Genomic DNA, 8,857 nt, shown 5'->3' with positions numbered 1-8,857 from the left:
GCTCGACCATCCGAACGGGATCGTCGTCAAGGCGCTCTCGGGTGGTGGCGGTCGCGGCATGCGCGTGGTCCGCGACGCCGCCGACCTCGACGAGGCGCTGCGGCTCGCCGCGGCCGAAGCACTGGCTGCCTTCGGAGACGACAGGCTGTACGCGGAGGGGCTCGTCGAGCGTGCCCGGCACGTCGAGGTGCAGGTCGTGGCCGCCGAATCGGAATCGGGTACTCGCGCGGTCGCACTCGGCGACCGCGACTGCAGTGTGCAGCGCCGGCACCAGAAGCTGGTGGAGATCGCGCCTGCGCCCGACCTGCCGGAGTCGTTGCGGGAGGCGCTGCACGGCGCGGCCGTCAGACTGATCGGGCACGTCGGCTGCCACGGACTGTCCACCGTCGAATTCCTCGTCCACGACGACGGATTCGTGTTCCTCGAGGTCAACCCGCGAATCCAGGTGGAGCACACCGTCACCGAGGAGGTGACGGGCGTCGACCTCGTGGCGATCCAGCTGGCGATCGCCCGTGGGGCGGCATTCGAGGAACTCGGTCTGCCGGCGGGAATCACTCTCGACAGCAACACCATCGCAGGGTGTCCCGCTGCGGCACACGGCATCGCGGTGCAGGTGCGTGTCAATGCCGAGACGCCGCGCGCCGACGGGATCGCCCTGCCCACCGCGGGCACGCTCACCGCGTTCACGCCACCCACCGGTCCGGGGATCCGCGTCGACACCCACGGGCGACCCGGGCTCGAGGTGACCGGCCGCTACGATTCGCTGCTCGCCAAGGTCGTGGCGTACGTGCGCTCCGGCGATCGGGCGGCGGTCCTGCGCAAGGTGTCGACGGCGCTCGGCGAGTTCGTCGTCGACGGTGTCGGCACCAACCGCGACCTTCTGCGGAAGATAGTGGACGACAAGGAGTTCCGGTCCGGTACTGTTCACACCACGTGGCTGGGGGAGCGACTCCCGGATTTCGTCGACACCACCACGACAACTCCGGTGGAGTACACGGATCTGCGCGCCGACGAACACGCGGTACGCGCCGAGATGGTCGGCACCGTCGTGGAGATCGCCCGCACCGGCGACACGACTCCGGCGGGTGCGCCGATCGCCGTGCTCGATGCGATGAAGATGCAGCACGAGATCCGGGCGCCGGGCAACGCCGTGGTCGAACGCGTACTCGTCGAACCGGGCCGCACGGTCGACCCGGGCACGGTGCTCGCGGTGGTCCGCGTACTCGACGCGGACACCGCGACGGACGGTGTCGCCGTCGATCCCGGCACCGACCGTGACGATCTCGACGAGATCCGTCGCCGTCACGAGGCCACTGCCGACGCGGCGCGGCCGGACGTGATCGCGAGACGGCACCGGCAGGGCCGGCGCACGGCACGGGAGAACATCGCCGATCTCGTCGACGACGGCACGTTCGTCGAGTACGGGCCACTCGTCCTCGCGGCCCAGCGCAGCCGCCGCAGCGAGGAGGACCTGATCGCGAACACCCCGGCGGACGGACTCGTCGGCGGCACCGCGCGGATCGGTGGGGCCGAGGTGGTCGTGATGTCCTACGACTACACCGTTCTCGCGGGAACCCAGGGCCGGAACAACCACCGCAAGACCGATCGGCTGCTCGAACTCGCCGCCCGGCGGCGGGTGCCGCTCGTGCTGTTCGCCGAGGGCGGCGGCGGACGACCCGGGGACGTCGACGCCGGTCCCGGTGCGGGCCTCGAACTGCCCACCTTCCGCTCGATGGCGTCGCTGCGCGGACGCGTGCCCACCGTCGCGGTCGTCTCCGGCCGTTGCTTCGCGGGCAACGCCGCGCTCGCCGGAGTGTGCGACGTGCTCGTCGCGACCCCCGACGCCAACATCGGCATGGGCGGTCCCGCGATGATCGAGGGCGGAGGACTCGGCGTGCACCGCCCCGAGGACATCGGACCCGTCGACGTGCAACGCCGCAACGGCGTCGTGCACGTCGCAGCACGCGACGAGGCACATGCCGTGGACGTCGCCCGGAGATATCTCGCCTATTTCACCGCGCCGCACGAGGACCGGCAGGCACCCGACCCGCGTCTCGCGCGACATGTGGTGCCGGAGAACCGTCTCCGCGCCTACGACGTGCGGTCGGCGATCGACGCGATCGCCGATGTCGGATCGGTGCTGGAGCTGCGGCCGGACTACGGCGTCGGCATCGTCACCGCCCTGATGCGAGTGGAGGGTGCTTCCTACGGCGTCCTCGCCAACAGTAGCGCCCATCTCGGCGGAGCGATCGACGCGGAGGCCGCCGACAAGGCCGCGGACTTCCTGGAACTGTGCGAATCGCACCGGCTTCCCGTGGTGAGTCTGTGCGACACACCGGGATTCATGGTCGGCCCCGAATCGGAGAAGGACGCCACCGTGCGCCGCTTCGGGCGCTTCTTCGTCGCCGGCGCACGCCTGACCGTCCCGTTCGGCATGATCATCCTCCGCAAGGGCTACGGGCTCGGCGCGATGGCGATGGCCGGCGGATCCTTCCACGCACCCGAATTCACCGTCGCCTGGCCGACGGGCGAGATCGGCGGGATGGGACTCGAAGGGGCCGTGCGGCTCGGATTCCGCAAGGAACTCGACGCCGCGGAGACACCCCGGGAACGCGAGGAACTGTTCGACCGGCTCGTCGCCCTCGCCTACCGGCAGGGAAAGGCGCTGCAGGCGGCGACGAGCTTCGAACTCGACGACGTCATCGATCCCGCCGACAGCCGCACCTGGATCGCGCGACTGGTGCAACAGCGGTGAAGCCGGGTATGCGACAGCCATGGTGACCTATCCCGGCGCGCAGCAGTACGTACCCGACAGCCGCGACCTCGCCGACCTCGCCGCCGCGTCCGCGGGGTGCCGGGGATGCGATCTCTACAAGGCGGCCGAACGCACCGTATTCGGCGCCGGAGTGCGCGACGCGCGCATCCTGTTCGTCGGCGAGCAACCGGGCAACGAGGAGGACATCGCGGGAGAACCGTTCGTCGGCCCGGCCGGGCACCTGTTCGACAAGGCTCTCGAACGCGCAGGGATCGACCGCGGGACGGTGTACGTGACCAATGCCGTCAAGCACTTCCGTTTCGACCGATCCGCCAACGGCCGCAGGCGGATCCACAAGAAACCGTCGGGGGGTCAGGTCGCCGCGTGCCGGCCGTGGCTCGAGGCCGAACTCGACGCCGTTCGTCCCGACGTCGTGGTGTGTCTCGGTGCCACGGCGGCGCAGTCGCTGCTCGGCAAGGATTTCAAGCTCACACAGCACCGCGGGGAGGTCCTGCACCTGCCCGAGGAGCTGTGCGGGTCGTGCGATCCGGCGGTGGTCGTCACCGTGCACCCGTCGGCGGTACTGCGGGCGAAATCGCAACGCGACGACATGTTCCGTTCGTTCGTACACGATCTGGAACGCGCGGCCACATTGTGACGGTTCGGCCGGTCGTGCCCCTGTGACGGCTCGGCCGTCGTGCCCCTGTGACGGCTCAACCGGTGGTCGCGAGCCCGGCCGCGAGCCCGAGCGCGACCGACATCGCACACACTTCGAGGACGGCGTTGCGCAGCGACTCCTCCTCCGGAAGACGATGGGACGCGGCAGCGGGAATCCAGTTCCGTCGCCAGTTCCACGCGAGTCCCAGCAGGGCGCACAGCACGATCGCCTTCGCGAGCACGATGCGTCCGTAACCGGTGCCCAGCAGCGCCGAGACGGAACCGAGCCGCACCGCCGCGTCGATCACGCCGGTCACCACCAACGCCACCACGCATCGCAGGGCCAGGTGCGAGTAGCGCGGCAGCAGCTCCGCCCACGCTCCGCGGCCCCGGACGGTCACGGCCAGCGCCACGAGCACCCCGAACCACACCGCGGCGGCGAGCACGTGCACCGCGTTGAACAGCGACCCCAACGGCTGCTGCGCCATGTGGCCCGTGACGGGCCGGGCGATCAGCGCGAGTGCCGCGGCGACGAGCACCGGCAGGGTGGACCACGACGCCGACCGGCGGTACGCCACCGCGGCGACGGCGACGATCGTGGCGATGCACACCCACGCTGCCGCATCCACGCGTCCCGTGGGGGTGCCGAGGAACTGCCCGAAGCGTCCCACGTCCAGTTCCGCGGCGGGAACGTCGGCCGCCGCGGCTGCGGCCCAGGCGAGGTCGACGCTCGCGAGCGCGAGCCAGACACCGCCGAGCGCGGCGATCGTCCGCCACAGCGTCTCGGGGGTGACCGAGGGCCGACGTTGCCGTTGCACCAGGACGGCGAGCACCGCGAGTCCGAGCACGGTGGAGCCGACACACAGTCCGACGGCCCGGACCGAACTCGAGGGGGCGGGCAGGGCGAGGGAACCCGCCACGGCGATACCCGCGACGGTTCCGAAAGCGACGCCGGCAGCGGCCACGACGAGCCACTGCCGGCGTTCCGGGATCATGCGGGTCAGGCCTTCGGCTTGCGCAACGCGAAGGCGAGACCTGCGGCGACCACCACGGCACCTGCGACGACGAACCACCATACGGCGGGTCCGCTGCCGTCACCCTCGCCCGACTCCGAGCCGGTCTCGCCGGATGCTGCGTCACCGGACGCCGCATCACCGGGCGTTCCGCTTCCTTCCCGGGTGAGCGTGAAGCTGCGGGTTCCGCTGACGGGATGCCCGTCGGCGGAGGTCACCCGGTAGGCGATGGTGTACTCACCCACGGGTCCGAGACCGTCGAGTTCGACGGCCGCGGTCGCACCCTCGATGATCGGGTCGCTCTTCGACCACAGGTTGCCGTCGGGCCCGACGACGGTCAGGGCCGCGAACTGCTCCTGCAGGTTCTCGTTGAACGTCACGGTCACCCGATCGGGTGCCTCGGCGATCTGTTCGCCGTCCTCGGGCGAACTCGACAGCACCACCGAATGGGCGGCCGCGGAACCGACGGACAGGGTCAGCGCCGCGGTCAGCGCGGCGAGGAGAACGAGGATGCGCTTCATGCCCGCCGCCCCCGGATCACGGCGCCGAGGCCGAGTGCGGCACCGAGCGCGCCGAGCACCAGGCCGATACCACCGAGCCAGCGCGCGGTGCTGTCGGTGGTGCCGGTCTCCGCTGCGCCGGCGGTCTGCCCGGTGTCGGTGGCGTGCGTGTCACCACTGCCGCCGCCGTGACCGTCACCGCTGCTCGCTGCGAGGGTCAGGGTCGGAGCAGGACGCTCGGGCTCCGCGTCGCCGGTCGCGATCTCGTCCCACGTCACGACCTCACCGTCGCTGTAGGTCTGGATCGCGGGGAAGGCGACCTCGTCCTCCTCGGGCAGCGGACCGGCGGACAGGACGAACTGCTGGAACTGCCCCGGCCCGACCTGCACATCGGGTCCGGCCGTCCACGTCACGGAGGTTGCGAGCTGCGACTCGGGATCCTTCTCGACGGTCGCGGTCCAGCCGGGCAGCGGCTCGGTGCGTGCCGAGCGCAGGCCCGGAAGTTCCACGGTGACGGCCGTGGTGCCGGCGGTCTCGGATTCGGTGGGGACCCGGAAGGTCAGAACGGAGTAGCCGCCCTGCTCGGCGCCGGGTGCGACGACGGTGACATGGGCGGAGGCGATGCCGGCGCCCACGACCATCAGCGCAGCGGTCGTTGTCGCGCCCACGAGGGCGCGACGGGAGAACTCGAACATGTATGGGGTCTTTCTCGTAGTAAGAGGATCGATCGTCACGACACGGTCGCGGCGAGCGGTGGTCCTCTCCTCGAGATGGCGGGAGGTGCGCGTCCCCATACGAGACGGTCGGTCGAGGAGGTCGGCGCGAGCACGGCGGGCGCGTCGACACCGGGACCGCGCATCAGCACCGTCCGGAGCGCGGTGCCGCACGCCGCGTACACGCGGACCGCGGCGGTGAGCAGCAGGGCACACACCACCACGGCGATCATGTGTGCGGCCAGCATGGACACCGACATGTGCTCGTGGCCCGGAGCCACCACGGTGAGCGTGACGTGTGTGGCCGCCTGTCCGCCGGCGAGGAGCACCAGCGGAGGCAGCGACGGCTGGTGCGCGCCGAGGATCCCGACGATCGCCGCGACCGCGACCAGCAGTACCGTGACCGGTCCCGTCGGCACACCACCGCCGGCGGTGCCGTGGGCGGCCACCGCCAGCACCGCGGTGGTGATGCCCGCGGTGGTGCCGAGAACGGTCGGGTACCTGGTCACTGCAGTCGTGCTCGATCCCGCTCGGTCAGCGCACGCCGAGGCGTGCGAGGAGATCCGCTTCGATGCCGTCGAGTTCCGAGGCAATCGCCGCGTGCGCCGACTTCCGGCGTGCGGTCGGCATCTGCTCGGCCGTCTGCACCGCGGCGGTCAGGTCGGTGAGGCGTTCGCGGGTCGCGGCGGCGAACTTCTGCGTCTCCGCGTCCTTGGGGTTGCGCTGCTCGACCTTCGCGAGCGAGTGCTCCGCCCCCGCGATGCGGGCACTGAGACGAGCACCGTGACCGGTGAACGAGCCGAGCTCGTCGATCGGCACCCCGAGCTGCTGCGCGCGACGAGCGTCGAGCTGACCGCGCAGCGCCGTGACGGCCTGGTAGACGATCGGGACGAGCACCGGCGCGAGCAGGCGTGCGACGCCGAGATAACGGCGCACCTTCGCCGCGGTGAGGCCCTGGCTCTCGGCGGCCTTCTTCTGCGCCTTGAGCGTCGCGATCTGTTCCTTCTCGAGCTTGGCCTGCGACTTCACGAGTTCCTGATCGAGCTTGACCTGCGACTTCGCAAGCTTCTTGTCGATCTTCGTCCTGACCTTCGCCGCCCGCCGGTCGTTCTTGAGCCGATTCTTCGCGACCAGTCTGGCCTCGAGCTTCGCCTTGGTCCGCAAGGCCTTCGCTTCCGCCCTGCGAGTAGCGCGACGCTTCCGTGTGAACAACCCCATCGAACAGCACCCTCCATTCGGTACGACACGACGCTCCGGCGCCCCGCGTCAGCCTAACGTGACGGTGCTGCGAGCCGTCGCCTGTGCAGGGAATACCCTGGAATGTCGTGGACGCAACCGGAGAACTACCGCGGCCCGAACGCGGAGTGTCACAGCGCACAGTCGTCGCCCTCGAGGCCGCTGCGCTGACGAGGTGCCGCCACCGGGTCTATCTCGACGCCACCTTCCCCGACGAACTCGCAGGTGCACCCGAGAATCCCGGTGCTCGGCAACGTCAGGAGGCAGCGGCTGCGCACCGCGAGGCGATCCGTCAGAAGCTGTTCGGCGCCGACCCGGAGGGGTGGGTGCTCGTCGCTCCCGAAGGACCGATGCGGCAGCGCGCCGAACGCACGCTCGATGCGTGCCGCGCGGGCGCCGACCGGATCTGGGGTGCGGTACTACCGAGCGAACCCGACACCGGACGCCGCGGACGGTCGGAGGTCCTGCTGCGCGACGCCGAGCACGGTGGGTACATCCCGGTGATCGTCGTCAACCACAAGGTCACCGATCCCGGACGCGGCGCGCTCACCACCGATCTGTTCGCGTGGGCACCCGCTGTGGACGAGACCCGCAAGGTGCGCAGTCAGGTGCGCGACCAGATGCGGCTCGCGCACCTGTACCGCATGCTCGAGCGGCACGGGCTCGCAAGCCCCGCGAAGGTCGCCGGCGCGATCGGGTACGGCGGCGACTGCATCCTCGTGCACGACCTCGACCCGATCCTCGACGACTACGACGCCCGTCTGACCGACCGCCTCGAGATCGCCCGGGGCCGCACCCCGACCTCCCCGTCGCAGATCGGCGAGTGCAAGACCTGCCCGTGGTGGGATCGCTGCCGCGCCGAACTCACGGTGAGCCGCGACGTGTCGCTGGTCGCGCCGGGGCAACGCGCCGCCGTGCTGCGTGAACTCCACGTCCACACCATCGACGGACTCGCCCGGTGGGAGGGTGAGGAACCGGAGGCGTGGCCGCAGGGCTCGTTCGAGGACGCGATCGTCACGGCGCGGGCGTGGATCGCCGGTGCGCCGCTCGTGCGTCGGTACCGGCACGTGCACGTCCACCGCGCCGACGTCGAGGTCGACATCGACATGGAGAGCTACCACGAGCACGGCGCCTATCTGTGGGGCACGCTGCTCAATGCGGGCTCGTCGTCCGAGTACATCCCGTTCGCGACCTGGGAGCCCGTGCCGACCGACGACGAGGCACGCTCGTTCGCCGAGTTCTGGCGCTGGCTGTCGGATCAGCGGCGCGCCGCCGAACGGCGGGGGAAGACCTTTGCGGCCTACTGCTATTCCCGGTCGGCGGAGGACAAGTGGTTGTTGTCGTCGGCACGGCGGTTCCACGGTTTCCCGGGTGTGCCGGAGCTCGCCGAGATCAAGGCGTTCATCGGCTCGAACGAGTGGGTCGACATCTTCCAGGCCGTCACCGACCAGTTCGTGTGCCCGAACGGCAAGGGACTGAAGAAGATCGCGCCGATCGCGGGACATCACTGGCGCGACGCCGAGGCCGGGGGAGAGGCGTCGATGAGCTGGTACCGCGAAGCCGTGGGCATGGCGGGCGAGCCCGATCCGGCGCAGCGCCTGCGGTTGCTCGAGTACAACGAGGACGACGTGATCGCGACGAAGGTGCTGCGCGAGTGGATGAGTGATCGTGCGGTGCTCGACATCCCGTACCTCGAGGACCTGTAGGGGCGCTCCGCGCACGAGCGATCACGCCGGCGCGGCGCGGCTCACAGGCCTGCTGTGAGCCGGATCAGCGCCTCCACCACGGGAGCGCCGAACATCGGCGGGTCGTTGTGTTCGAGACCGTCGAGCTGCACCCGCTCGGACAACTGCCGGGCGGCATCGGCGACCGCCGCGCTCTGTGCCGGCGGGACGATGGTGTCGGCGGTGCCGTAGACGACCGTGATCGGCACGTCGATGCGGGCGGCGAGCTCGGCGACCGGGAACTCGTCCTTCAGCACGG

General features: G+C 70.6%; 8 protein-coding genes and 1 pseudogene. 3 read left to right on the top strand and 6 right to left on the bottom strand.

From position 1 onward, the window contains the following. Both R1101_RS0111095 and R1101_RS0111090 read left to right on the top strand, forming a co-directional pair. A partial coding sequence (locus tag R1101_RS0111095) for an acetyl-CoA carboxylase family protein (RefSeq protein ID WP_016933503.1) occupies positions 1–2,755 on the top strand: 2,755 nt, incomplete at its 5' end. Positions 2,756–2,774: 19 nt separating this feature from the next. Continuing rightward, entirely contained in the window at positions 2,775–3,413 is a 639-nt protein-coding gene (locus R1101_RS0111090; RefSeq protein ID WP_016933502.1) for a UdgX family uracil-DNA binding protein, read from the top strand. Between the two features lie 55 nt (positions 3,414–3,468). Here R1101_RS0111090 and R1101_RS0111085 read toward each other — a convergent pair whose 3' ends face one another. The 5 genes from R1101_RS0111085 to R1101_RS0111065 are packed head-to-tail and all read right to left on the bottom strand — an operon-like array spanning position 3,469 to position 6,856. After that, on the bottom strand, positions 3,469–4,407 hold the full coding sequence (locus R1101_RS0111085; protein WP_016933501.1) for a copper resistance D family protein: 939 nt from the start codon (positions 4,405–4,407) through the stop codon (positions 3,469–3,471). Between the two features lie 5 nt (positions 4,408–4,412). Next, positions 4,413–4,946 carry a copper resistance CopC family protein gene (locus R1101_RS0111080; protein ID WP_016933500.1) on the bottom strand — a complete coding sequence of 178 codons (534 nt, stop codon included), beginning with the start codon at positions 4,944–4,946 and terminating at the stop codon, positions 4,413–4,415. Further along, on the bottom strand, positions 4,943–5,620 hold the full coding sequence (locus R1101_RS0111075) for a YcnI family copper-binding membrane protein (RefSeq protein ID WP_016933499.1): 678 nt from the start codon (positions 5,618–5,620) through the stop codon (positions 4,943–4,945). The genes R1101_RS0111080 and R1101_RS0111075 overlap by 4 nt, the downstream gene beginning before the upstream one ends. Before the next feature lie 35 nt (positions 5,621–5,655). Next, positions 5,656–6,147 carry a hypothetical protein gene (locus tag R1101_RS0111070; protein ID WP_016933498.1) on the bottom strand — a complete coding sequence of 164 codons (492 nt, stop codon included), beginning with the start codon at positions 6,145–6,147 and terminating at the stop codon, positions 5,656–5,658. A 25-nt stretch (positions 6,148–6,172) separates the two neighbouring features. Further along, positions 6,173–6,856 carry a DUF6474 family protein gene (locus R1101_RS0111065; protein WP_016933497.1) on the bottom strand — a complete coding sequence of 228 codons (684 nt, stop codon included), beginning with the start codon at positions 6,854–6,856 and terminating at the stop codon, positions 6,173–6,175. Between the two features lie 146 nt (positions 6,857–7,002). Between R1101_RS0111065 and R1101_RS0111060 the strand changes: the two genes are divergently transcribed. Continuing rightward, the gene (locus R1101_RS0111060; protein WP_016933496.1) at positions 7,003–8,580 is read left to right on the top strand and encodes a TM0106 family RecB-like putative nuclease; all 1,578 of its coding nucleotides are present in this window, start codon (positions 7,003–7,005) and stop codon (positions 8,578–8,580) included. A gap of 41 nt (positions 8,581–8,621) precedes the next feature. On the opposite strand, the pseudogene R1101_RS26415 reads toward R1101_RS0111060, so the two are convergent. After that, positions 8,622–8,857 (bottom strand): annotated as a pseudogene (locus tag R1101_RS26415) (alpha/beta hydrolase); the annotation flags it as partial.

The organism is Rhodococcus sp. R1101 (assembly GCF_000278445.1).
GTDB lineage: Bacteria > Actinomycetota > Actinomycetes > Mycobacteriales > Mycobacteriaceae > Rhodococcus > Rhodococcus gordoniae.
This window is presented reverse-complemented; position numbering and strand designations above follow the sequence as displayed.

Bases quoted from the DNA above. Each gene is read 5' to 3' on its own strand.
- R1101_RS0111090 (WP_016933502.1), top strand. From the start codon at position 2,775: ATGGTGACCTATCCCGGCGCGCAGCAGTACGTACCCGACAGCCGCGAC.
- R1101_RS0111085 (WP_016933501.1), bottom strand. From the start codon at position 4,407: ATGATCCCGGAACGCCGGCAGTGGCTCGTCGTGGCCGCTGCCGGCGTC.
- R1101_RS0111080 (WP_016933500.1), bottom strand. From the start codon at position 4,946: ATGAAGCGCATCCTCGTTCTCCTCGCCGCGCTGACCGCGGCGCTGACC.
- R1101_RS0111075 (WP_016933499.1), bottom strand. From the start codon at position 5,620: ATGTTCGAGTTCTCCCGTCGCGCCCTCGTGGGCGCGACAACGACCGCT.
- R1101_RS0111065 (WP_016933497.1), bottom strand. From the start codon at position 6,856: ATGGGGTTGTTCACACGGAAGCGTCGCGCTACTCGCAGGGCGGAAGCG.